This is a genomic window from Pseudonocardia lacus (assembly GCF_018531445.1).
GTDB lineage: Bacteria > Actinomycetota > Actinomycetes > Mycobacteriales > Pseudonocardiaceae > Pseudonocardia > Pseudonocardia lacus.
In genome coordinates this window covers 25,279-48,836 of record NZ_JAHDTH010000011.1, presented here as the reverse complement: position 1 = coordinate 48,836, position 23,558 = coordinate 25,279, and the positions used below count along the sequence as shown (strand labels likewise).

Here is a 23,558-nt window from a genome sequence, read left to right as displayed (position 1 = left end):
AAGCCGCCCCGGTGGCACTTCACACGGAGATAATCTGACCTTAAGGTATATCGAACATTCGAACTAAATCCTATGCTCCTGCACCATCCCCCGTCCCGAGGAGACCCCGTGACTCTGGCTGCCGACCCCCCTGTGCGGCTGACCCGCCTCGACCGGGAGCTGCGCGACAGGGCGGCGAAGGTCATCCCCGGCGGCATGTACGGCCACATGCTCGTCAACGACCGGACGATGCCGCCGTCGTTCCCGCAGTTCTGGGCCCGCGGCGAGGGCGCACACGCCTGGGACGCGGACGACAACCGCTACGTCGACTTCCTCTGCGCCTTCGGCCCGATGCTGCTGGGCCACCGCAACCCGGTCGTCGACGAGGCCGCCGCCCGCCAGCTCGCGCTGGGCGACACGCTGTCGGGCCCGAGCCCGCGGATGGTCGAGCTGGCCGAGCTGCTGACCTCGACGATCCACCACGCCGACTGGGCGATGTTCGCCAAGAACGGCACCGACGCCACGTCGACGGCGGTGCGCGTCGCGCGCGTGGCCACCGGCCGCACGAAGCTGCTCAAGGCCGCCGTCGCCTACCACGGCGCGAACGACTGGTTCACCCCCCGGTCGGCCGGGGTGACCCCGCAGGACCGGGCCAACATCGTCGAGTTCGAGTACAACGACGTCGCCTCGCTGGAGGCCGCGGCCGCTGCCCACGACGGCGACGTCGCCGCGATCATCGTCGCCCCGTTCCGGCACGACTCGTTCGTCGCCCAGGAGGACGTCGACCCGGCGTTCGCCCGGGCGGTCCGCGAGCTGGCCACCCGCATCGGCGCCGTGCTCATCCTCGACGAGGTCCGCAGCGGCTTCCGGCTCGACGTGCACGGGGCCTGGGAGGGCCTCGGCGTGCGGCCCGACATGACCGCCTTCTCCAAGGCGCTGGGCAACGGCTACGCGATCTCCGCGCTGGTCGGGACCGACGCGCTGGCCGATGCCGCCTCCGAGGTCTACGTGACCGGCTCGTTCTGGTACTCGGCGGTGCCGATGGCCGCCGCGATCGCCACGGTGCGCCAGGCCGTCGAGATCGACGCGCCCGCCGTGATGCGGGTGCCGGGCGAGCGGTTCAAGGCCGGGCTGGAGGCCCAGGGCCGCCGGCACGGGCTGGCGCTGAGCCTGACCGGCCCGGTGCAGATGCCGCTGCTGGTCTTCGCCGACGACCCCGACAAGAAGACGGCGTTCGCGTTCACCGACGCCGCCGTGCGGCGCGGGGTCCTGCTGCACCCCTGGCACAACATGTTCCTGTCGACCGCGCACACCGTCGAGGTGATCGACGAGGTGCTGGAGCTGACCGACAGCGCCCTCGCCGAGACCGCGGCCGCCCTCCGGGCCGGCTCGTGACCCCCACTCCCCCCGACCCCGGTACGACAGAGGAGACACCCCGATGAGCCCCATCCCCCTGCGCAGAGCCAGGAAGTCCCGGGTCGTCGCACGAGCCGCCGCCGCCATGGCGGTCGCGATCGGGCTGGCCGCCTGTTCGAGCGCCGCGCCGGCCACCCAGGAACGCACCGGGATCATCCTCGGCCGGGCCATGGACGTCACCACGCTCGACATCTCGCGCTCGCTGTGCGACACCTGCCAGATCTACAACGCGGCGGTCTACGAGTCGCTGCTGCACGCCACGCCCGAGGGGGAGCTCGAGCCGCTGCTGGCCGAGAAGTGGGAGGCGAACGCGGACAACACCCAGTTCACCTTCACGCTGCGCGCCGACGCCGTGTTCTCCGACGGCTCGCCCGTGGAGGCCAAGGACGTCGTGTGGTCGTGGGAGCGGCTGAAGAACCTGGCCGGCTCGCCCAGCTACTTCATGGCCGGCATCACCAAGGTCGAGGCCCCCGACGCCCGCACCGTGGTGGCGACCTCGGAACTGCCGAACTCGGCGTTCTTCAACATCGTCTCCGCCGGCTACACCGGCATCATCAACTCCGACGTCGCCGCCGAGAACGGCGCCACCGCGGACGCGAACGCGGCCTCCTCCGACCAGGCCGAGCAGTGGTTCCTGAGCAACTCGGCGGGCAGCGGGCAGTACGTGCTCGACTCCTACGCCGAGGGCTCGCAGCTGGTGCTGAAGGCCAACGACAAGTACTGGGGCGAGAAGCCGAACTTCACCGACGTCACCATCAAGGAGGTGACGGACTCCTCCGCCCAGCTCCAGCAGCTCCAGCAGGGCGACATCGACGTGGCCATGCAGCTGAGCTTCGACGCGCTGGGCCAGATCGAGAACGCCCCGAACCTCACCACCGAGGTCGTGCCCTCGCCGAACTTCGTCTACATCGCGCTGTCCCCCGGCAAGGCCGGCGGCGAGGCGCTGCAGGACCCGCGGGTGCGCGAGGCGGTCCGCAAAGCGATCGACTACACGTCGGTGATCGACGCGACCGTGGCCGGCAACGGCGAGAAGCAGGCCACCGGCGTGCCCAACGGCTTCGAGGGCACCGAGGGCCTGCCCCTGCCCGAGTACGACCCGGAGGGCGCCAAGGCGCTGCTCGCCGAGGCCGGCCACGGCGGCGGGCTCACCCTGCAGGCCGTCTTCCCGACCTTCACGATCTACGGCGTCAACTTCGCCACCATGATGCAGTCGATCCAGCAGTCGCTGGGCGGCGTCGGGATCCAGCTCGACCTGCAGCCCCTGGAGTACCAGGCCTGGGCCGACCGCCTCGGTGAGGGCATCCCGGTGACGGCCGTCTACTTCGCCCCGGACCACCCGGACTCGATCCAGTACTTCCAGTACTTCGGGCTCATCGAGGGCTCGGTCTGGGCCGAGCGGGCCGGCGTGCCGGTCAACCCCCAGCAGCAGCAGCTGGCGGTGGCGGCGCTGTCGCAGACCGGCGCGGAGCGCACCGCCTCCTACACCGAGCTGGCGAAGCTGATGTACAACGACGCCATCATCCTGCCCGTGGTGAACCCGCAGTACCTGTTGGCCAGCTCGGCCGACGTGACCGGCAACAACCTGGACATCACCCGCAACCTGGACCTGACCCGCATCAAGTTCAACGCGGGGTGACCCGCGGTGCGGGGGTGGCCCGGCCACCCCCGCACCACCCCCCGGCCCACCACCACCCGACCCCGTGGACCTGAGCTGATGATCCGATTCGTCGCCAAGCGCCTGGCCCTGATGCCCCTGCTGCTGTGGGGGATCGTGACCATCGCGTTCCTGCTCTCGCACGCCGTCGCCGACAACCCGCTCGCCTCGATCGTCGGCGAGCGCAACCTCGGCAACCCCGACATCGTCCGCGCGGCCACCGAGCGGTGGGGGCTCGACAAGAGCCTGCCCGAGCAGTACTTCCTCTACATCGCGAACCTGCTGCAGGGCGACATGGGCACGTCGTTCCGCACGAAGGCGCCGGTCGGCTCGGACCTCGCCGACCGCCTCCCGGCCACGCTCGAGCTCGCGGCCATGGCCCTGGTGTTCGCGATCGTCATCGGGACCCTGCTCGGGGTGCTGGCCGCCCGCATGCGGGGCCGGATCGTCGACAGCGTGGTGCGGGTGCTGGCGCTGCTCGGGTCGTCGCTGCCGGTGTTCTGGGTCGGGCTGATCTTCCTGTTCATCTTCTACGCCAGCCTCGGGGTCGCCGCCGGACCGGGGCGGCTGTCCGCGCGCGTCATCCCGCCGCCGGACGCCACCGGCTTCTACACCGTCGACGCCCTGCTGGCCGGCGACTGGCCGCTGTTCGTCGACGCGTTCGGGCACCTGCTCATGCCCGCGCTGATCATGAGCCTGGCGCTGCTGGGCACGGTGATCCGCATCGTGCGCTCGCAGATGCTGGAGGAGCAGGGCTCGGACTACGCCCGCACCGCCCGGGCCAAGGGCATGACCCGCGGCCAGGTGCTGAACCGGCACGTCCTGCGCAACGCGATCACACCCGTCATCACGATCGTCGGCGTCTCGGTCGGCCTGCTGATCATGGGCGCGGTGCTGATCGAGACGATCTTCTCCTGGAACGGCATCGGGACCTACGCCGTCGAGTCGTCCCGGGCGCTGGACTTCCCCGCGATCACCGGGGTCTGCCTCGTCGGCGGCTGCATCTTCCTGGTCGCCAACCTGGTCACCGACATCGCCTACGCCGTCGTCGACCCCCGAGTGAGGCTCTCATGACGCTGGCCGCCGCCCCGACGGGCACCCCGGCCGTGGGACCGGACGGGCCCGGCGGGACACCGCCGGGCGCGAGCGTCCCGGTGCGCCTGCGGCTGCGCCGGTTCCGCACGCCCTCGATCGTCCTCGGCGCCGCGGTGGTCGCGCTGTGGGTCCTGGTGATCGCGTTCGCCGGTGTGATCGCGCCCTACGACCCGTACGCGGTGGCCGGGCCCCGGCTCAGCCCACCGTCGGGCGAGTTCCTGCTGGGCACCGACACCCTGGGCCGCGACGTCCTGTCCCGGGTGCTGCACGGGGCGCGGCTGTCGCTGCCGATCGCCCTGGCCACGATCAGCATCGCCGCGCTCGTCGGCTGCGTCATCGGGGCCGTCGCCGGCTTCTACGGCGGCATCGTCGACTCCGTGCTGATGCGCCTGGCCGACATCACCATGGCCTTCCCCAGCATCCTGCTGGCGATGGCGGTGGCCGCCGCGCTCGGGCCCGGCCTGACCAACTCGTTCCTGGCGATCGTCGTGGTCTGGTGGCCCATCTACGCCCGGCTCATCCGCGGTCAGATCCTCTCGATCAAGGAGCGGGAGTACGTCATGTCCGCGCGCGCGATCGGGATGAGCCGCCTCACCACCCTGCGCAAGCACGTGCTCCCGCACGCCATGACCCCGGTGCTGGTCTCCGCGACCATGGACCTCGGCATGATCATCATCCTGGTCGCCTCGCTGAGCTTCCTCGGCCTCGGCGCGCTGCCGCCCTCCCCCGAGTGGGGCGCGATGATCACCGAGGGCTCGGCGAACTTCTACCAGTGGTGGATCGCCGCCGGGCCCGGCCTGGCCATGGTCACCATCGTCCTCGCGGTGAACTTCCTCGGCGACAGCCTGCGCGACGTCCTCAACGTCCGGACCCGCGTCCGGTGAGCGCGCCCCCGACCAGAAAGCCGGCCCGATGACCGCCACGCCCGACGACGACCGCCCCCTGCTGGCGATCGCCGGCCTGACCGTCGCGTTCACCACCGACCGCGGACCCGTCGAGGCGGTGCGCGGCGCGGACCTCGCGGTCCGCCGCGGCGAGACCGTCGCCATCGTCGGCGAGAGCGGGTCCGGCAAGTCGACGCTGGCCTCGGCGATCAACGGGCTGCTGGCCGCGAACGGCCACGTGACCGCCGGCTCGATCGACTTCGACGGCACCGACCTGCTCGCCCTGCCCGAGCGGCGGATGAACGCCGTGCGGGGCAGGCGGATCGGCCTGGTCCCGCAGGACCCGATGTCCAACCTCAACCCGCTGCTGCCCGTCGGCAAGCAGATCTCGGAGATCTTCCGGATCCACGGCGTGGCCGGCGGCCGCGCGGCCCGCGACCGCGCCGTCGAACTGCTCGACGCGGTCGGCATCCCCGACCCCCGCCAGCGCTACCGGCAGTACCCGCACGAGTTCTCCGGCGGCATGCGCCAGCGGGTGCTGATCGCGATGGGCCTGGCCTGCCGGCCCCAGTTGCTCATCGCCGACGAGCCCACCTCGGCCCTCGACGTGACCGTGCAGAAGATCGTCCTCGACCTGCTCGACGAGCTGACCACCTCGATGGGCACGGCCGTCCTGCTCGTCACCCACGACCTCGCGCTCGCCGCCGAGCGCGCCGACCGCGTCGTGGTGATGCACCGCGGCGCCGTCGTCGAGAGCGGCCCGACGGCGGAGGTGCTCAACGACCCGCGCAACGACTACACGCGCAGGCTCCTCGACGCCGCCCCCGGCATGGCCACCGAGTCGCTGGTCGGCGCCGAGACGCTCACCGACGCTGCGCCGGTCATCGAGGTGACGGGCCTGCGCAAGGAGTACGCCGTGCGCAACGGCGCGTTCGGCCGCCGCTCGCGCTTCGCCGCGGTCGACGACGTCTCGTTCTCGGTGCCGCGCGGGCGCACCGTCGGCATCGTCGGCGAGAGCGGCTCGGGCAAGTCCACCACCGCGAAGATGCTGCTGATGCTCGAACCGAGCACCTCCGGCGACATCGTCTTCGACGACCGCGAGGTCACCGGCCTGGCCGGGCGCGACCTGTTCGCGTTCCGCCGCCGGGTCCAGCCGGTCTTCCAGAACCCCTACGCCGCGCTCGACCCCCGCTACACGGTCGGCGACACCGTCCGCGAGCCGCTGGAGGTGCACCGGATCGGCACCCGCGCGGAGCAGGACGCCCGGGTGTCCGAGCTGCTGACCCAGGTCGCCCTGGACCCCGACCTCGCCGACCGCTACCCCCACGAACTCTCCGGCGGCCAGCGCCAGCGCGTCGCGATCGCCCGGGCACTGGCCCTCGACCCCGAGGTCGTGATCCTCGACGAGGCGGTCTCGGCCCTCGACGTGCTCGTCCAGGCCCAGATCCTCGACCTGCTCGTCGAGCTGCAGCGCCGGCTGGGCCTCAGCTACGTCTTCATCAGCCACGACCTCGCCGTCGTCCGCATCCTGTGCCACCACGTGCACGTCATGAAGGCGGGTCGGATCGTGGAGAGCGGGTCACCGGACGCGCTGTTCCGCGACCCGCAGCACGAGTACACGAAGGAACTGCTCGCCGCCATCCCGGTCGGCACGCCGACGGGCCAGGGCGCCGGCCCCAAGCTCCTGACGTAGGTGGTGCCCGGTCCGGGCCGAGCGACGGTGACTCTCGTCCAACCAGGCGCAACGAGAGTCACTGTCGCACACCTTCGGCAGGCTCAGCTCACGGCGCGTGCCGCCGCAACCACTCGATGGGGTCCCCGTCATCGACCCCGACCCCGGCCTCCCGCAACAACGTCCGCGCCAGCCCCCTCCGCTGCGCCGAGTACGTGAGCACGTGCGCCAGCACGCTCCCGAGCACGAAGCTCTCCGGGGGATCGCACAACGCGTCGACCACCCGGTCCCCCCACGCCCGCCGCCGCTCGACGTCGCTCACGAACGCCAACCAGCGCGGCACGACGGCATCGAGCCGGGCGCTCAACCCGACCGGATCGTCGTCGTCGCGCAGCCGCCCCGGGTGGTCGGCCCCCTCGACCGAGGCCAACCAGATCTCGTAGGTGCCCACCGCCCGGTTGAGCAGCGCCGCGATCGACCCCTCCGGCCCCGCCCACTCCAGCAGCACCAGCCCCGGCATGCGCTCGCGCAGGTACTCGGCCGGGTCCAGGCCCTTGGCCAGTTCGACGAGCGCGCGCACGTCCTGCACGTCGTGGTGCACCAGCAGCACGGTGACCTCACCCGACGACGCCTGGACGGGTCCCTCGATCCACAGCCCGTCGGGGGCGTGGAAGTGGATGCCGTTCGGGGCCGGCAGCCAGTGCGCCGAGCCGGGTGCCGGCCCGGTGGGGGTCGCGCTGGGCGGGTAGCCGTACGCCCGGGCGAACGCGCGCGCGAAGCCCTCGACCGAGCCGTAGCCGGCGGCGAACGCGGCGTCGGTGACGGTGGCGCCGTGGGCGAGCTGCCACGCGGCGCGTTCGAGCGCCACGCGCCGGCGCATCTGCACGGGCGGCTCGCCGGTGTCGCGGGTCAGCCTGCGGCTGAAGTGGAACGGCGAGGAGTACGCGCCGTCGGCCATCGCGGCCAGCGACCGGTGCTCCTCGTCGAGGACGGCGTCGAGGAGCTCGCGGAGGCGGTCGCGGCCGGTCACCCCGACCAGTCCGTGGTGCGGGGGCCGACCACCGCGTAGCGGGCGCACGCGAAGTCGCCGTTGCGGGCCACGTCGAGCAGGCGCAGCGCGTACCGCCGCGGGAAGATCGCCCGCCCCTCCCCCAGCGTGACCGGGGCGATCGCCGCGACGATCTCGTCGAGCAACCCGGCGTCGGCGAACTGCCCGGCCAGGTCGCCGCCGCCGACGACCCACACGTCGCGCCCGCCCGCGGCGGCCACCAGGTCGGCGTGCACGGCGGCGACGTCGCCGGAGGCGAAGCGCAGGTCGGCGCCCTCGACCGCCGGCAGGTCGCGGTGGGTGACGACGGTGGTCGGCACGCTGTAGCTCCACTTCTCCCGGCCCTCGGCGATCCGCGCGCGGATCCACTCGTAGGTCGTCGCGCCCATGACCAGTGCTCCGACGTCGGCGATGAACGCGTTGTAGTTCATCGGGCCGTCCTGGTCGATGTCCTGCACGAACAACCAGTCCAACGAGTCCTCGGCGTCGGCGATGTAGCCGTCCAGGGTGGTCGCGGTGTAGTAGACGGTCTTGGGTGTCGTCCCGGTCATGGGACCAGCGTGGCGGACCGCCGGGCCCCGGCGCCCGACCGTTCTTGCGCACTCACGGGCGCGCGTCGTAGTCGGCGCGGGCGGCGTCGATCCGGGCCAGGTGCGCGACGCTCCACTCCAGCAGCGGCGCCGCGGCCTCGCGCAGCGCCGTGCCCATCGCCGTGAGCTCGTAGCTGACGTGGGGCGGCATGACGGCGACCACGGTGCGGGTGAGGATGCCGTCGCGCTCCAGGCCGCGCAGCGTGACGGTGAGCATCCGCTGGCTGACGCCGTCGATCTCGCGCTTGATCTCGGTGAAGCGGCGCGGCCCGTCCCGCAGGCTGCGCACGACCAGCAGCGACCACTTGTCGCCGACGAGGCCGAGCACTTCGCGCGCACGGGGCTGGTCGCACTGGACCTGCACGGTTACCTCCGCGGAACCGGGGCACGGGAATGTGCCTTATTGCCTGGGGCACGTCGGACGATCACGATCGGAGCCGGTTCCGGAAGGGAACCGACACACGGATCGTAACCGCCGACGAACGAAGGTCCACCCACGATGACGACTTACCTGCTGGTGCACGGCGCCTGGCACGACGGCCGGGCCTGGGACCGGGTGGTCCCGCCGCTGGAGGCGGCCGGGCACCGGGTGCTCGCCCCGTCGCTGACCGGCTACGGCGACCGTCGGCACCTGCTGGGGCCCGACGTCGGGCTGGACACGCACGTCGCCGACGTCGTGTCGCTGATCGAGTACCTGGACCTCACCGAGGTGGTCCTGGTCGGCCACAGCTACGCGGGGCTGGTCGTGTCCTCGGTGGCCGACACGGTCCCGGACCGGATCGCGCGCCTGGTCTACCTCGACGCGATGGTGCCCGAGGACGGCGAGACGGCGGTCGACGTGATGCCGGTGAACCAGCACGCGATCGACCTGGCCCGCAGCTCGGCCGACGGCTGGCGGGTGCCGCCGATGCCCGAGCTGCCCGCCCCGCACGGCCTGTTCGGCGTCACCGACCCCGCCGACGTCGCGTGGCTGCGCACGATCCTGTCGGACATGCCGGTGCTGTGCCTGCAGCAGCGGGTCCACCTGGACCACCCGGCCGCGCGCAAGATCCCCCGCACGCACATCCACAACACCGTCGCGCCGGAGGGCCTCGTGCGCCGCCCGGTCCCGCCCCTGCAGCCCAACGGTGAGCCGTCCGACGTGCGGGAGCTACCGACCGGGCACGACTGCATGATCACCATGCCGGTCGAGCTGACCGGGCTGCTGCTGAACCTGGCCGCTTGAGCGGTGCGCGAGTCCCCTGCCCGCGGACGGGCGCGCCCGATCAGCGGCCGTGGTCACCCCGGGCCGGGCGGCGGGGCCGTCGTGCCCCGCACGATCAGCTCCGTGGCCAGCTCGACGTGGTGGGAGTCGAGCGCGGTTCCCGCCGCCATCTGCAGGACCGACTTCAGCGCGACGCGGCCCATCTCCCGCAGCGGCTGGCGGATCGCGGTGAGCGGGGGCGAGGCGACCGTGGCCAGCTCGGTGTCGTCGAAGCCGGTGACGCTGAGGTCGTCGGGCACCCGCAGGCCCCGCACGCGGGCGGCCTCGATGACGCCGATCGCGATCGTGTCACTGCCGCCGACCACCGCGGTGGGTGGCTCGGGCAGGTCGAGCAGCCGGCCGCCGGCGCGGCGGCCGGCCTCGTAGCCGAACTCCTCGTGGAGCACGAGCTCGGGACGGGCCGCGACGCCGGCCGCCTCCAGCGCGGCCCGGTAGCCGTGCAGGCGGGCCTGGTTGCAGCCGGAGTTCGGGGGGCCGCCGACGTAGGCGATGCGGGTGTGCCCGAGGTCGGTCAGGTGCCGGCAGGCGCTCAGCCCGCCGGCGAAGTTCGTCGAGCCCACGCTGGTCACCTCGACGCTCGGCGCGTCCAGCGGGTCGATCACGACCAGCGGCACGGCGGCCGCGGCGAGGGCGTCGATGTGCGCCGGGGTGAGCGAGCCGGTCACGACGATGACGCCGGCCCGGCCGTCGGCGACCAGGCGCCGGGCCCACTCCCGCGGCCCGACCGCGGGCCGGCGGTGGTCGTCGAGCGAGCCGACGACGATCGCCGTGCCGGTCTCGACGCCGGCCCGGACGACCCCGTCGATCACCTCGGCGACGTAGCCGGTGAACGGCCCCCGGATGAGCAGTTCGACCGTCGTCGACGCGACGGCGGCGGAGCGCCGCGTGGAGGGCGGCACGTAGCCGTGGCGGCGCAGCGCCTCCTCGACGAGCGCCCGGGTGCCGGGGGCGACGTCGTCGCGGCCGTTGACGACCTTGGACACGGTCGGCACGGACACCCCGGCCGACGCGGCGACCTGGGCGAGAGTGGTTCGTCCGGCCGGCCGGTGACCCGCGGCCCGTCCCGGTCTGGGCAGGGGTGCCTCCTCGCACAGGGGCACCGCGGTACCCGGGCCCGGTGGTCGACAGCCTAACCCGCCGAACGGCTGATTCTCGAAACTTTTCGACTACTCCGTACCGGAAGTTGGCCGTTGACGGCCGTGCCGACCGACTCCTATGGTCGCAACGCAGGCCGGTTTGCGAAAGGTATCGGAGCTGTTTGCGAACAGCCCGCAGGTCGGAAGCGGCGGCCGCAGCGGTGCGGCCCGGGCGTAACGGAGATCAACGTGGATCGTCACCGTGTAGATCGACACCGTGTTTCCCGACGGTCCTTCCTGACGATGGCGCTCGCCGCGCCGCTCGGGATGAGCGCGCTCGCCTCGTGCGGGACGGCGGGCCCGGGGCAGGCCAGGGCCGGCGAGGCCAGCATCTGGTACCTGTCCACCCAGCCCCAGGAAGGCATCCGCCAGGCCGGGGTGGAGGCGTTCAACGCCGCGAACCCGGACGGGAAGCTGGCGCTGACGTTCTTCCAGAACGACGCCTACAAGGCCAAGATCAAGACGGCGATCGGCGCCGACCAGGCCCCGACGATGATCTGGACCTGGGGCGGTGGCGGGTTGCGCGAGTACGTCCGCAACGGCCAGGTCGACGACCTGACCGACTGGTTCGCCGAGAACCCCGCCGTCAAGGACAAGCGCTTCGCCCCGTCGTTCGGCGCCGCCACCATCGACGGGCGGATCTACGCCGTGCCGTGCGAGAACGTCTCGCCGATCGTCTTCTACTACAACAAGGACCTGTTCGCCCAGGTCGGCGCCCAGCCCCCGACGACGTGGAACGAGCTGATGGCGCTCGTGCCGGTGTTCAACAACGCCGGCATCGCGCCGATGTCGCTGGGCGGGCAGTCGCGCTGGACCAGCATGATGTGGCTGGAGTACCTGCTCGACCGCATCGGCGGGTCCGAGGTGTTCGAGACCATCGCCGGCGGCGAGAAGGACGGCTGGTCGCACCCGGCCGTCACCGAGGCGCTCACCAAGATCCAGGACTTCATCCGCGCCGGCGGCTTCGTCAACGGCTTCCAGTCGGTCACCGCCGACTCCAACGCCGACCAGGCCCTGCTCTACACCGGCAAGGCCGCGATGATGCTGCACGGCAGTTGGACCTACGGCGGCATGAAGGAGGACGGCGGCGACTTCGTCCCCGGCGGGCACCTCGGGTTCACGACCTTCCCGGAGGTCGAGGGCGGGGTCGGCGACCCCGCGTTCGCCGTCGGCAACCCGGCGTCCTACCTGGCGCTGAACTCCTCGGCCACCGAGGAGGAGAAGACCATCGCGAAGAACTACTTCGCCAACGGCCTGCTGACCGACGCCGACGCCGACAACTGGATCACCAAGGCCGGCAGCGTGCCGATCGTCAACGGCGCCGACGCGAAGTTCGCCGGGGCGGCCGACGAGGAGTTCCTGCAGTTCGTCTACGACCTGAGCTCGAACGCTCCGGTCTTCGCGCAGTCCTGGGACCAGGCGCTGCCCCCGGCCACCGCCGACGTCCTGCTCACCAACATCGAGCAGCTCTTCGGCCTGACGATCACCCCCGAGCAGTGGGTGGCGAACATGAACGCTACGCAGACGTCGTGACCTCGGCGGTCGGGGGCGGGCAGCGTTCGCTCGGTTGGCTGGTGCTGCCCGCCCTGCTGTTCTTCGCCGCGTTCGGCATCCTGCCGCTGCTGGCCGTGGTCGCGCTCAGCTTCACCAGCTGGGACGGCCTCGGCGAGATCATGCCGGCCGGCCTGGACAGCTGGACGTCGGTGCTGGCCGACCCCGGGCTGCCGCACGCCCTCTGGGTCACGTTCCTGATCATGGCGCTGTCCTGGCTGGTGCAGACCCCGGTGAGCATCCTCATCGGGACCTTCCTGGCGCGCGGCCACCGCTACCGCGCGTTCCTCGCGGTGCTGTACTTCCTGCCGCTTCTGCTCAGCTCGGCGGCCATCGCGATCGCCTACAAGGCCCTGCTGGACCCGAACTTCGGCCTCGGCGCCGGGCTGGGCGTGCCGTGGCTGGTGCAGAACTGGCTCGGCGAGCCGGTGCTGGCGCTGGGCACCGTGGTGTTCGTGGTGTCCTGGCAGTTCATCCCGTTCCACTCGCTGGTCTACCAGAGCGCGGTGCGCCAGATCCCGGTGTCGCTCTACGAGGCCGCGCGCATCGACGGCGCCGGCCGGGTGCGCCAGTTCTTCGCGATCACGCTGCCGCAGCTCAAGTACACGCTGATCACCTCATCGACGCTGATGGTGGTCGGGTCGCTGACGTTCTTCGATCTCATCTTCGTGCTCACCGCCGGCGGTCCCGCCGACGCGACCCGGGCGCTCGCGGTCGACATGTACCTGCGCGGCTTCCGCGGCAACCTGATGGGTCCGGCCAGCGTGATCGCCACGATCCTGGTCCTGGTCGGGTTGGCGCTGGCGCTGGCCCTGCGCCGGCTGGGCGGCAAGGACCCGACGGCGAGCCAGCTGGAGGGCGCCTGAGATGTCGACCAGCACCCAGCTGCCGGCCCCCGCCGCGACCGCGGGCCCGGGCGCCGGCCGCCCCGCACCGACCCGCCGCCGCGCCGTCTCGGCCGAGCGCCCGAACTACCTCGCCGGCGTGGCCGGCTGGATCTGGCTGGCGATCATCATCGTGCCGGTCTACTGGATCGTCATCACCAGCTTCAAGGCCCAGTCCAGCTACTTCCGCACGAACCCGATGGCGCCCCCGGCGGAGCCGACCCTGGCGAACTACCGCCTGGTGATCGAGTCCGGCTTCCTGCGCTACTTCCTGAACTCGGTGATCATCACCGTGGGGACGACCGTGCCCGCCGTGCTGGTCTCGTTCATGGCCGCGTTCGCGATCGTGCGCGGGGGGCAGGGGCGGTTCCTGCGGGTGGTCAACGGCGTGTTCCTGATGGGCCTGGCGATCCCGCTGCAGGCCACCATCATCCCGGTCTACCTGATCATCATCCGGCTGCACCTCTACGACAGCCTGCTCGCGCTGATCCTGCCCTCCATCGCGTTCGCCATCCCGCTGACCGTGCTCATCCTGGGCAACTTCATCCGCGACGTGCCCAAGGAGCTGTTCGAGTCGATGCGGCTCGACGGCGCGACCGAGTGGGGCACGATGTGGCGGCTGGCCTTCCCGCTGACCCGCCCGGCGCTCGTCACCGTGAGCATCTACCAGGCGCTGACCGTGTGGAACGCGTTCCTGCTGCCGCTGGTGCTGACCCAGAGCCCCGAGCTGCGGGTGCTGCCGCTGGCGCTGTGGACCTTCCAGGGCCAGTACACGATCAACATCCCCGCGGTGCTCGCGTCGGTGGTGCTCACGACGCTGCCCATCCTCGCGCTCTACATCATCGGACGGCGCCAGCTGCTGTCCGGGCTGGCAGCCGGGTTCACGAAGTGAGGGAGGAACATCCGTGACGGAACGGACGGCGTTGGTGGTGCGCGGTGGCTGGGAGGGACACCAGCCGGTCGAGGCCACCGACCGGTTCGTCCCGCACCTGGAGGCGAACGGCTTCGCGGTGCGGATCGAGAGTTCGCCGAAGGTGTACGCCGAGGCCGAGTACATGGCCGGGGTCGACCTCGTCATGCAGTGCATGACGATGAGCACGATCGAGAAGGACGAGCTCGCCGGGCTGACGGCCGCGGTCGCGAACGGCACCGGCCTGGCCGGCTGGCACGGCGGCATCGCCGACTCCTACCGCAACGCGGCCGACTACCTGCACCTGGTGGGCGGCCAGTTCGCCTGCCACCCGCCCAAGGCCGAGCACGAGCGCGTCGGGCAGCAGTCGGACTACTTCATCCCCTACCGGGTCGAGGTCCTCCCGGAGGCGGCCGACCACCCGATCACCGCGGGGATCGCCGACTTCGACCTGGTCACCGAGCAGTACTGGGTGCTCACCGACGCCTACAACGACGTGCTGGCCACCACCACGCTGGCCGCGCGGGAGTGGGACCCGTGGCACCGGCCGGTCACCTCGCCGGCGATCTGGACGCGCGAATGGGGGCGCGGCCGGGTGTTCGTCTGCACCCCGGGGCACAACATGGACGTCCTGCGCGACGACACCGTCACCACGATCATCGAGCGGGGGTTGCTGTGGGCGGCGCGCTGAGGGTCGGGATCGTCGGGGCCGGGTTCATCTCGGGCCAGTACTCGACGTCGCTGTCCCGGCTGCCGCAGCTGCGCGTCACCGCGGTCTGCGACGTCGACGGCGAGCGGGCCGCGGCGCTGGCCGCCCGGCACCCCGGGGCCCGGGCACTCGCGCTGCCGCAACTGCTCGACGCCGACGACGTCGACCTCGTGCTGCTGCTGACCCTGCCGGCCTCGCACGCCGACCTGGCGCTGGCCGCCATCGCCGCGGGCAAGCACGTCTACGTGGAGAAGCCGCTGGCCCTGACCGTGGCCGAGGGCCGCGAGGTGGTGAAGGCCGCCGCCGCGGCCGGGCTGCGAGTGGGCTGCGCACCCGACACGGTGCTCGGCACCGGGATCCAGACCGCGCGCGCCGCCGTCGACGCCGGGCGCATCGGCACCCCGCACTCGGCCACGGCGTTCATGACCACTCCCGGCCACGAGCGCTGGCACCCCGCCCCCGACTTCTACTACCAGCCCGGCGGCGGCCCGCTGCTCGACATGGGCCCGTACTACCTCTCGGCCCTGGTGCACCTGCTGGGCCCGGTCGTGCGCGTGACCGGCGCCTCCACCCGCCCGTCCGCGACCCGCACCATCGGCACCGGCCCGCGCGCCGGGGAGAGCGTCGACGTGGAGGTCGACTCCACCATCGCCGGGATCCTGCAGCACGCCTCCGGCGCGCTGTCCACGATGGTCATGAGCTTCGACGTGTGGGCGGCGGAGCTGCCGCGCATCGAGGTCCACGGCACCGGGGGCTCGCTCTCGGTGCCCGACCCGAACAACTTCGCCGGCCCGGTCGCGCTGCACTCGGCGAGCGCCCCGCAGGACGGCTGGGTCGACATCGGGACCACCGCCGGGCTGCGCGACTCCGGGCGCGGCTACGGCGTCGCCGACCTGGCCCTCGCGCTCGCCGACGGCCGCCCCCACCGCGCGGGCGACGAGCTCGGGCTGCACGTGCTCGACGTCATGGAGTCGGTGCAGCGGGCCGCCGGGGAACGGACGTGGGTGGAGCTCACCACGACGAGCGCGCGGCCGGAGCCGGTGGCGGGGGTGCAGGACCTGGCCGCCGGGTAGGTCAGGCCCGGGTGGCGGCACCGAGGCGGGCGGCGATGTCGGCGCGCAGCGCCTTCTTGTCAATCTTGCCCACCTTGGTGGCGGCCAGCTCGTCGACGACGACGAGGTGCTCGGGCAGCTTGAACCGGGCCACGCCGATCGCCTCCATCGCCGCCCGGACCTCGTCGAGGGTGACGGTCGCGCCCGGGCGGGGGACGACGTAGAGGCACACCCGCTCCCCGAGCCGCGGGTCGGGCATGGCCACGGCGGCGACCTGGGCGACGGCGGGCAGCTGGTAGACCAGGTTCTCGACCTCCTCGGCGGAGATCTTCTCGCCGGCGCGGTTGATCATGTCCTTGTCGCGGCCCTCGACGACCAGGTTGCCCTCCGGGGTGCGCCGGCAGACGTCGCCCGAGCGGTACCAGCCGTCGGTGAAGGCGCGGGCGTTCTGCTCGGCGGCCTTGTAGTAGCCGCGCGGGGTGTAGGGGCCGCGGGTCAGCAGCGAGCCCGGCTCGCCGTCGGGGACGTCGCGGTCGAGCTCGTCGACGAGGCGGACCTCGTCGGCGGGGGACATCGGCCGGCCCTGGGTGGTGCACACGACGTCGTCGGGGTCGTCGAGGCGGGTGTAGTTGAGCAGGCCCTCGGCCATCCCGAACACCTGCTGCAGCGCGGTGCCGAGCACCGGGCGCACCTTGCGGGCCAGCTCGTCGGCCAGCCGGGCGCCGCCGACCTGCAGCACCCGCAGCGAGGCGAGGTCGGCGGCGCCGTGCTCGGTCGCGTGGTCGAGCCACCGCGCGGCCACCGCCGGCACCACGGCGGTGTGCGTGACGCCCTCGGCCGCGATCGTCGCGAACGCCCGGGCCGGCTCCGGCGAGGGCAGCAGCACGACCCGGCCGCCGGCCAGCAGCGTCCCCAGGATGCCCGGGCAGGCCAGCGGGAAGTTGTGCCCGGCCGGCAGGCTGACCAGGTAGGCCGTGTCGGCGTCGACGCCGGCCACCTCGGCGCTGCGCCGGGCGTTGTAGGCGTAGTCGTCGTGGGTGCGCGCGATCAGCTTCGGCAGCCCGGTCGTGCCGCCCGACAGCAGGAAGACCGCCACCTCGCGGCTGCCCGGCACGAGCGCGTCGAGCCGGGCGCGGTCGGCGGCGGGGTCCTGCCCCGGGCCGCAGAGCGCGCGCAGGTCGACGCTCCCGGCCGCGACGGCCCCACCCGCGACGAGGACGTGCCACGGCCCGCCGGTGACGGCGCGGACGTCGTCGGCGAGGTCGTGGGCCAACGCCTGGTGGTCGAAGTCGCGCAGCACGTCGGGCACGGCGATGGCGGTGGCCTCGGCGTGGCGGGCGAGGTGGGCCAGCTCGGTGCGCCGGTGCGCGGGCAGCGCCATCACCGGCACGATCCCGGCCCGCAGGCAGGCCAGGGTGAGCACCACGAACTCCCACCCGTTGCCCAGCTGCACGACGATCCGCTCCCCCGGCGCCATGCCCAGCTCGAGCAGCCGGGCGGCCGCGGCGTCGGCGCGCTCGACCAGCTCGGCGTGGCTGAGCCGCAGCCCGTCGGCCGCGTCGACCAGTGCGGGCGAGTCCGGCCGGCCGTCGGCGACCTCGCGCAGCAGGCTGCCCAGCGCCACCCCGGCCCAGTAGCCCTTCGCGACGTAGTCGGCGGCGACGTCGTCGGGCCAGGGCACCGTGTGGTCGCTGATCGCAGTGGTCCGGGTCGCCATCCTCAACCGACCTCACTGTTCCTCGTGCGGGTCCTTGGTGCGGTTCTCATGCGGGTGCTCCGACGAGGTCGGCCCGCCCGGACAGCACCGTGGTGAGGGCGCGGTCGCGCAGGCCCTCCCCGTCGCCGGTGTCGACCAGCAGCGCGGGCAGCCGGTCGTGCAGGCGGGCCCGCTCGCACACCAGGGTCCGGGTGAGCGGGGTGCCGCCGTGCACCGCGACCAGCACCGGTGACCGCTCCCCGAGGTCGGTGAGCCGGGCGAACACCTCCGCCAACCCGTCCTCGGTCTCCGGGGCAGCGACCAGCGCGCCCCACGGGCCCGGTGCCGGCCCGGCCGCGAGCGGGAGGCCGCCGGCCACCGCGGTCGGCACGCCGTCGACCGCCTGCAGGTCCACCAGCCGGCCGGGCGCGGACCAGCCGCCCCGGGCGAACGGCGTGTCCAGCGGCTCGGCCCCGTGCGCGGCGACCCAGCCGCGGTGGCTGGCCGCGACGAACGCCGGGTCGCGCCGGGCGAGCCGGGAGTCGGTGATGCTGCGGGAGAGGAAGTGGTAGGCGAACTGCCAGGGCTCGAACTCGTCGTGGTAGCGGCCGAAGTGCTCCCACCAGGCCAGGCTCGGCCGGGCCGAGTCCTGGATCCTGCGCACGGACGGCTGCGCGGCCCGCTCGTACGCCTCCAGCGCGGCGGGGAGGTCGTCCGGCGTCGCGGTGATCGCGCGGGCCAGCGCGACGGCGTCCTCCATCGCCATCTTCGTGCCCGACCCGACCGAGAAGTGCGCGGTGTGCACGGCGTCGCCCAGGAACGCGACGGGGCGCGGGACGGTGGTGTGCCAGCGGCGGGTGCGGCGGGTGCGGAAGCTGCCCCAGCGGCTGTTGTTGACCAGCAGCCGCCGGCCGTCGATCTGGTCGGCGAACAGCTGCTCCAGGTAGTCCTTCGTCACCTGGTCGCTGGTGCCGGGCGGCTGGGAGGCGTCGAACCCGTCGAGGCCGGCGCGGCGCCAGGTCGCCTCGTCGGTCTCCACGATGAACGTGGACACCGGGCCGTCGCCGGGGCCGGAGATCGGGTAGCCGTGCACCGCGAACACGCCGTCCGGGCTGCGCTCGTGCACGAACGTCAGCCCGTCGAACAGGTGGTCGGTGCCGAACCAGATGAACTTCGCCGTCGCCGTGTCGACCTCGGTGCCCAGGTCGACCCCGACCTGCTCGCGGATCGTCGACCCGGTGCCGTCGGCGGCGACGACCAGGTCGTAGCCGGTGAGGTCGTCCAGGGTGACCTCGGTGGCGAAGCGCAGGTCGGCGCCGACCTCGTGGGCGCGGGCCTGCAGCAGCGACAGCAGGGTGCGGCGCACGACGGCGGCCATGCCGTTGCCGCCGCAGCGGATGCGCTCGCCCTTGATCCGGACCTCGATCTCGTCCCAGTGCCGGCCGTGCTCGGTCAGCGCCCGACGCAGCACCGGGTCGGCCTCGTGGATGCCGGCCAGCGTGCGGTCGGAGAACACCACGCCGAAGCCGAACGTGTCGTCGGCGCGGTTGCGCTCGAACACGGTGACCTCGACGGCCGGGGCGGCCCGCCGGACCAGGAGGGCGAGGAACAGCCCACCCGGACCGCCCCCCACGACGGCGATCCGCATCGGGACCAGGCTCCTTCCACGATCTGCCCGATCACGCTACAACGCCGCGCGAACGACCGTCCAGCGCACGTAACTAGTCGCGGTCCCTCCGGCGTCAGCCTGCCTCCTGGTCGGGGACGGCGGCGGAGCGGGTGAGCGCGTCCACGCAGGCCTCGGCCGGCCCCCGCAGCAGGCCGTGGGCCTGCAGGAACACCTCGTGGGCCGCCCGCCCGCCCCACCCGGCCGGCAGCAGCTCCGGGGGGAGGTCGGGGTCGCGGAACGGGAAGCGCCGGTAGTCGTGGACCAGCCGCATCCGCTCGACCAGCGCGTCGGCCCCCCGCAGCGCACCGGCCCGGTAGTCGGCGAGGCGGGGGCGGTAGGTGGCGAGCAGGTCGGCGTAGGCCCGGTCCAGCTCGGGGAGGTCCCAGGCCCGGGCCGCGATGTCGCGGTCGGACCGCGCGCCCTCCGAGCGCGACCGGAACACGTCGAGCCGGACGGCGGGCTCGCCGGCGAACGCCTCGCGGACCCGCCCGGCGCGGTCGTGCGGGCTCAGCCACACCCCCGCGGAGAACGGGCCGAACCCGAACCACGCCAGCTTCTTGCGCAACTGCTCGCGCACCGCGCGCTCGGTCTCCGGGACGGAGTAGAGCACCATGTGCCACTGCCCGTCCCACGGGCCCTGCGCCCGGTGGAAGATGCGCTCGCGCCCCTCGTCGAGCAGCGCCCACGCGGCGCCGGTGAGCGCGTACACGGTCTCCCGACCGTCGCGCCTGCTGGCCAGCCAGCCCTCCTTGCGCATCCGCGTCACCGCCACGCGCACGGTCGGCTCGGGCACCTCGAAGCACCCCATCAGCGACACCAGGGCCCGCAGCCGCACCTCCCCGCCGCGGTAGCGCAGGTAGTCGCCGAACAGGTCGAAGACCAACGACCGCGCCTTCACGCAGCACCTCCCCCGAGCGCGCACCGGCCCGCTGCGCCGGCGCGACGACCGGCGGACGGATGACACTAGCCGAACGCGGGCGGGGGATCGAGGCTCACGGGGCGACGGCGAACCAGTCGGGGAAGCCGCTGGGGTCGTGGCGGCCCAGCGCAGCGTGCTCGAACAGGCCCCACCCCTCGTGCCCGTCGCAGGTGGCCCGGGCGACGTGGTCGACGACGCCGAACGGCAGCCGGGCGGCGACGGCGTCGTCGGTGAGGTCGTAGGTCACGCGCTCGGCGAAGCCCTCGCCCCGCCACGTCCCGTGCGTCCAGTCGGGGTCGCCGCCGTACCCGGCGCCGATGTGCAGCGGCACCCCCATGCTCGCCTCGACCTCGATCACCAGTGGTTCGCCGTCCGGTGTCGTGCAGGCGATCGAGGCGCTGGTGGGCACGCGCGTCCCGGGCGCGTAGGTGATCGCCACGCGGGGCCAGCCGAGCTGCTCGACGCGCCCGTCGGGCCAGATGCGCGAGCAGTCGTTGAGGGTGCGCCGGCCGTCGGGGTCCTCCTGCAGGATCAGCACGACGGCGAACCCGTCGAAGCGCACCGGCACGTACAGCCACCACATGCCGTCGAAGGGCGGGTCCGTCGGGCGCCCGGCGGGCACCGCCTCGCCGACCGGCCGGATGCCCCAGGACCGGTCGCGCGTGCCGACCCAGCGCTCGGGGGTCACGGCGATCCGCTCACCGTCGACCGAGACCTCCCCCTCCCACACGCCGACCTGGGCGAACCGCTGGGCGTCCAGGGTCACCCGGCTGCCGGTCCGCATGACGTGCGGCGGCTCGTGCAGCACCGGGAACGAGCCCGTCCAGGTGAGGTCGGCGGCGACGCCCTCGGTCTCCTCCAGCACGACCCGCAGCCGGCGCAGCGGCTCGACGACCTCGATCCGGTAGCCGCCGACCCGCTGCCGCAGCCGGTCGCCGTCGATCGCGTCGGACAGGTGCACGGCCGTCTGCACGTCGCCGCGGCGGACCAGCAGGAACGCGTCCTTGGTCCCCAGGTTCGGGTACCAGCCCGCGCCGGTGATCACGACGACGTCGCCGCGGTCGTGCGCGTTGAGGTAGCAGCGGTCGTAGAAGTTGCGGTCGCTGGTGCCGGCCCACTCGACGGGCAGCGCGACCTGGTGGACGGGGAACTCGTCCAGCGGTCCGACCATCAGGCGCCCACCTCGGCCAGCAGCGCCTCCATCAGCGTCCGGTTGTGCATCAGCGACTCGACGTCGTCCGGGCGCTCGATCTCCCCGAAGTGGATCTGCCGCGCGCCGGTGCGCAGGAACACGATGCCCCACCGGGCCGAGTTGTGGACGTGGTACCAGGTCAGGTCGTCGAGGCGGGCGCCGGTGAGGCGTTCGTACTCGGCCACGACGTCGTCCTCGCGCAGGAAATCGGGCATGCCGGGCAGCCCCAGCATGGCGCTGAGGGACTCGAACACCCGGTGCGCGAAGACCAGCCAGCTGACGTCCAGCTCGCGCGGGCCGACGGTGGCCATCTCCCAGTCCAGGACGCCGACCGGTGCGAAGTCGCGGTAGAGCACGTTCCCGATCCGCGAGTCGCCCCAGCTGAGCACCGTCTCGTCGGGGTCGGGCAGGGCCGAGCGCAGCCAGGCCAGCGCGCGTTCGACGAGCGGTGAGCGGCCGACGCCGGCCGCGGCGAACTCGTACCACGCGGCGGTGCGGGCGAGGTTGCGCGCCAGCGCCGAGCCGCCGGGGTGGTCGGGGTCGAGGAACGCGAAGGTCGTCGGGGCGTCGGGGATGGCGTGCAGCGTCGCCAGGACCTCGACGGTGCGGTCCTGCAGGGCGCGCTGCTGCTCGGCGGTGGCGTCGAACAGCCAGTTGTCGCCGAAGCTGTAGGGCAGCACGTCCTGCGGGACGACGCCCTCGACGCGGTCCATCAGGAAGAACGGGCTGCCGAGCACCCGCCCGGTCGGCTCCAGCCAGCGCACCCCGGGCACCGGCACGTCGCTGCGCTCGCCGACGATCCGGATCGTGTCGTACTGGGCGCGCATCGCGTAGGTCGGGAAGACCGGCACGTCCTCGGGGGTGGGGGCGACGCGGGCCACGTACCGGCCGAGCTCGCGCCGGCCGTCGGCGGACCAGGTGATGTCGACGAGCAGGGTCTCCGACGACAGCCCGTTGGCGTCGAGGCCGCCGCGCACCGCGACCACCGGGTCGGCGCCGGGCGGGAGCACGGTGCCCAGCCAGGCGGCAAGCCGGTCCGGGACCTCGCGCGGGTCGCGGCTGGAGCGCCGGAGCTTCATCCCCTCCGGTGGTGGCGCCTGGGTCACGAGCCCTCCCCGGTCCGGTGTCGTCGTCGACGGCACACAGGATGGGTGGAACACGTTCTAGTCGTCAACGGTCCGCCGGCCGGTTGCCGTGCGCCCGCCCGGGGACGTCTAATGGCCGGGTTGGTTCTAGAACGCAGCTCCAACGCGTGGCGACACGGCCCCATGAGGAGACCCGATGACCGAACCCCTGGCCGGCGGCAAGATCCAGGAGACGGAGATCGGGCGCTACCGGTCCACGCGCGGCCTCGACTACGCGTCGGTGCCCTGGCGGCTCTGGGAGAAGTCCAAGAAGCTGTTCTGGGACCCGGCCGACATCGACTTCTCCCAGGACGCGATCGACTGGCAGGAGATGTCGCAGGGCCAGCGCACGCGGGTCGCGCTGTCCGCCCGCGGGTTCATGGTCGGCGAGGAGGCCGTGACGCTGGACATCGTCCCGCTGCTGCGCTGCATGTCCGACCTCGGCCGCCTCGAGGACACGATGTACCTGTCGATGTTCGCGATGGAGGAGGCCAAGCACACCGAGATGTTCCGCCGGTGGTTCGACGCCGTCGGGCTGGACCCGGCCTCCCTCGACGACCTCGTCCGCGAGCAGCAGGCCGCGCTGGGACCGAACCGCCTCGGCGTCTTCGACGGCCAGCTCACCGAGGTGATGCGCCGGCTGGACACCGACCGGTCGCCGCGGGCGATCCTGGACGCGACGATCATCTACAACCAGCTCGTCGAGGGCGTCGCGGCGATCGCCGGCTACCGCCGCTGGGAGCAGACGTTCCGGTTCCTGGAGAAGCTGCCCGGCCTGGAGGCGGGGCTCAAGCTCACCCAGCGCGACGAGCGCCGCCACATCGCCTACGGCACCTACCTCGGCCGGCGCATCATCGCCGAGAACCCGGAGCTGTGGCCGTGGGTCGAGCGGCGCTGGGAGGAGCTCACCGCCGGCCTGACCGGTGCCTACGGCGCCGCCGAGACCGACGCCCGCGCGGCGGCAGGCTTCGACGACGAGTTCCAGCGGGGACTGGTCAAGCGCAGGCTCGAGGCGCTCGCCGTCGCCCGGACCATGCGCACCACCGACGTCGACGCCAGCGGGGTGGAGGAGTTCGAACCCGAGGAGCTGCGCCACATCGAGTGAGCGGCGCGG

The 23,558-nt window shown here is 72.9% G+C and carries 21 protein-coding genes; 12 read left to right on the top strand and 9 right to left on the bottom strand.

Annotated elements, in window-relative coordinates:
* Window positions 1–108: 108 nt before the first annotated feature.
* The 5 genes from KIK08_RS04235 (at window position 109) to KIK08_RS04215 (ending at window position 6,721) form a co-directional block, all read left to right on the top strand.
* Entirely contained in the window at window positions 109–1,374 is a 1,266-nt protein-coding gene (locus tag KIK08_RS04235) for an aminotransferase class III-fold pyridoxal phosphate-dependent enzyme (RefSeq protein WP_308257387.1), read from the top strand.
* A gap of 43 nt (window positions 1,375–1,417) precedes the next feature.
* The gene (locus KIK08_RS04230) at window positions 1,418–3,031 is read left to right on the top strand and encodes an ABC transporter substrate-binding protein (RefSeq protein ID WP_214401643.1); all 1,614 of its coding nucleotides are present in this window, start codon (window positions 1,418–1,420) and stop codon (window positions 3,029–3,031) included.
* 78 nt (window positions 3,032–3,109) lie between these two features.
* Window positions 3,110–4,123 (top strand): ABC transporter permease, encoded by a 1,014-nt coding sequence (locus tag KIK08_RS04225; protein WP_214401642.1) that lies wholly within the window; start codon window positions 3,110–3,112, stop codon window positions 4,121–4,123.
* Window positions 4,120–5,028, top strand: coding sequence for an ABC transporter permease (locus KIK08_RS04220; RefSeq protein ID WP_214401641.1), 909 nt, complete (start codon window positions 4,120–4,122; stop codon window positions 5,026–5,028). Before KIK08_RS04225 ends, KIK08_RS04220 begins: the two co-directional genes overlap by 4 nt.
* 28 nt (window positions 5,029–5,056) lie before the next feature.
* Window positions 5,057–6,721: an ABC transporter ATP-binding protein gene (locus KIK08_RS04215; RefSeq protein ID WP_214401640.1), complete on the top strand. Its 1,665-nt coding sequence runs from the start codon at window positions 5,057–5,059 to the stop codon at window positions 6,719–6,721.
* An 88-nt stretch (window positions 6,722–6,809) separates the two neighbouring features.
* Here the strand turns inward: KIK08_RS04215 and KIK08_RS04210 are convergent, their stop codons facing one another.
* Genes KIK08_RS04210 through KIK08_RS04200 form a run of 3 tightly spaced genes read right to left on the bottom strand, consistent with a single transcriptional unit; the run spans window position 6,810 to window position 8,702 of the window.
* Entirely contained in the window at window positions 6,810–7,730 is a 921-nt protein-coding gene (locus KIK08_RS04210) for a helix-turn-helix transcriptional regulator (RefSeq protein ID WP_214401639.1), read from the bottom strand.
* A complete protein-coding gene (locus KIK08_RS04205; RefSeq protein ID WP_214401638.1) occupies window positions 7,727–8,299 on the bottom strand; it encodes a dihydrofolate reductase family protein in 573 nt (190 codons plus the stop codon). The genes KIK08_RS04210 and KIK08_RS04205 overlap by 4 nt, the downstream gene beginning before the upstream one ends.
* Window positions 8,300–8,351: 52 nt before the next feature.
* Window positions 8,352–8,702: a winged helix-turn-helix transcriptional regulator gene (locus tag KIK08_RS04200; RefSeq protein WP_214401637.1), complete on the bottom strand. Its 351-nt coding sequence runs from the start codon at window positions 8,700–8,702 to the stop codon at window positions 8,352–8,354.
* Window positions 8,703–8,837: 135 nt separating this feature from the next.
* Here KIK08_RS04200 and KIK08_RS04195 point away from each other — a divergent pair, with 135 nt between their 5' ends.
* The gene (locus KIK08_RS04195) at window positions 8,838–9,563 is read left to right on the top strand and encodes an alpha/beta fold hydrolase (protein ID WP_214401636.1); all 726 of its coding nucleotides are present in this window, start codon (window positions 8,838–8,840) and stop codon (window positions 9,561–9,563) included.
* A 53-nt stretch (window positions 9,564–9,616) separates the two neighbouring features.
* Here KIK08_RS04195 and KIK08_RS04190 read toward each other — a convergent pair whose 3' ends face one another.
* Entirely contained in the window at window positions 9,617–10,702 is a 1,086-nt protein-coding gene (locus KIK08_RS04190; RefSeq protein WP_308257385.1) for a LacI family DNA-binding transcriptional regulator, read from the bottom strand.
* A gap of 279 nt (window positions 10,703–10,981) precedes the next feature.
* On the opposite strand from KIK08_RS04190, the gene KIK08_RS04185 reads away from it, so the two are divergent.
* The 5 genes from KIK08_RS04185 to KIK08_RS04165 are packed head-to-tail and all read left to right on the top strand — an operon-like array spanning window position 10,982 to window position 15,865.
* Window positions 10,982–12,271, top strand: coding sequence for an extracellular solute-binding protein (locus KIK08_RS04185; protein ID WP_214401635.1), 1,290 nt, complete (start codon window positions 10,982–10,984; stop codon window positions 12,269–12,271).
* Window positions 12,268–13,155 (top strand): carbohydrate ABC transporter permease, encoded by an 888-nt coding sequence (locus tag KIK08_RS04180; RefSeq protein WP_308257384.1) that lies wholly within the window; start codon window positions 12,268–12,270, stop codon window positions 13,153–13,155. The genes KIK08_RS04185 and KIK08_RS04180 overlap by 4 nt, the downstream gene beginning before the upstream one ends.
* A gap of 1 nt (window position 13,156) precedes the next feature.
* Entirely contained in the window at window positions 13,157–14,065 is a 909-nt protein-coding gene (locus tag KIK08_RS04175; protein WP_214401634.1) for a carbohydrate ABC transporter permease, read from the top strand.
* A gap of 13 nt (window positions 14,066–14,078) precedes the next feature.
* Entirely contained in the window at window positions 14,079–14,774 is a 696-nt protein-coding gene (locus KIK08_RS04170) for a ThuA domain-containing protein (protein ID WP_214401633.1), read from the top strand.
* Window positions 14,759–15,865 carry a Gfo/Idh/MocA family protein gene (locus KIK08_RS04165; protein ID WP_214401632.1) on the top strand — a complete coding sequence of 369 codons (1,107 nt, stop codon included), beginning with the start codon at window positions 14,759–14,761 and terminating at the stop codon, window positions 15,863–15,865. Before KIK08_RS04170 ends, KIK08_RS04165 begins: the two co-directional genes overlap by 16 nt.
* Window position 15,866: 1 nt before the next feature.
* On the opposite strand, the gene KIK08_RS04160 is transcribed toward KIK08_RS04165, so the two are convergent.
* From KIK08_RS04160 to KIK08_RS04140, 5 genes are all read right to left on the bottom strand, one after another.
* The gene (locus KIK08_RS04160; RefSeq protein WP_214401631.1) at window positions 15,867–17,561 is read right to left on the bottom strand and encodes a (2,3-dihydroxybenzoyl)adenylate synthase; all 1,695 of its coding nucleotides are present in this window, start codon (window positions 17,559–17,561) and stop codon (window positions 15,867–15,869) included.
* A 46-nt stretch (window positions 17,562–17,607) separates the two neighbouring features.
* Window positions 17,608–19,188 carry an FAD-dependent monooxygenase gene (locus KIK08_RS04155; protein WP_214401630.1) on the bottom strand — a complete coding sequence of 527 codons (1,581 nt, stop codon included), beginning with the start codon at window positions 19,186–19,188 and terminating at the stop codon, window positions 17,608–17,610.
* Window positions 19,189–19,282: 94 nt separating this feature from the next.
* Window positions 19,283–20,107 (bottom strand): PaaX family transcriptional regulator, encoded by an 825-nt coding sequence (locus KIK08_RS04150; protein WP_214401629.1) that lies wholly within the window; start codon window positions 20,105–20,107, stop codon window positions 19,283–19,285.
* A 94-nt stretch (window positions 20,108–20,201) separates the two neighbouring features.
* A complete protein-coding gene (locus KIK08_RS04145; RefSeq protein WP_214401628.1) occupies window positions 20,202–21,299 on the bottom strand; it encodes an Rv3169 family protein in 1,098 nt (365 codons plus the stop codon).
* Window positions 21,299–22,426, bottom strand: a complete 1,128-nt coding sequence (locus KIK08_RS04140) for a phosphotransferase family protein (RefSeq protein ID WP_214401627.1) — start codon at window positions 22,424–22,426, stop codon at window positions 21,299–21,301. Before KIK08_RS04140 ends, KIK08_RS04145 begins: the two co-directional genes overlap by 1 nt.
* A 175-nt stretch (window positions 22,427–22,601) precedes the next feature.
* On the opposite strand from KIK08_RS04140, the gene KIK08_RS04135 reads away from it, so the two are divergent.
* A complete protein-coding gene (locus KIK08_RS04135) occupies window positions 22,602–23,549 on the top strand; it encodes a R2-like ligand-binding oxidase (protein ID WP_214401626.1) in 948 nt (315 codons plus the stop codon).
* The last annotated feature ends 9 nt before the right edge of the window (window positions 23,550–23,558 follow it).